Consider the following 560-nt stretch of genomic DNA (forward strand, 5'->3'; position numbering starts at 1 on the left):
ATACACTTTGGTTAAAAGAAGTAGATAGTATTGCTCTTCAATCCACATTAAAAAACCTCGCAGATGCTTTTTCGCGTTTTTTCAAGAAACAAAATGATATTCCACGATTCAAATCTAAAAACAATAAGGTTCAATCCTACACAACCAAGCAAACGAACGGCAATATTGCGATTGTAGGTAACAAAATGAAATTACCGAAACTTGGCCTTGTTCGCTTTGCCAAAAGTCGTGAGGTAGAAGGTCGTATTCTAAATGCAACGATTCGACGTAACCCAAGTGGTACATACTTTGTATCTATCCTTGTCGAAACAGAGGTACAAGAAATGCTTAAAACGGAATCCACTTGTGGAATGGACGTTGGGTTAAAAGATTTTGCTATTCTTTCTGATGGAACAACATACAAGAACCCTAAATACTTCCATATATTAGAAGGAAAGTTAGCAAAAGCACAGCGTATCCTTTCCAGAAGAACGAAAGGTTCTTCGAACTGGAACAAGCAGCGTATGAAAGTTGCAAGAATCCATGAACATATTGCCAATGCGAGAGCTGATTACTTACAT

General features: G+C 37.5%; 1 protein-coding gene. It reads left to right on the forward strand.

The features are described from left to right. The coding region (locus AC1M36_RS28460; protein ID WP_479846525.1) for an RNA-guided endonuclease TnpB family protein at window positions 1–560 on the forward strand (560 nt) is incomplete at both ends.

Source organism: Bacillus sp. Medicinal_06 (assembly GCF_056711665.1).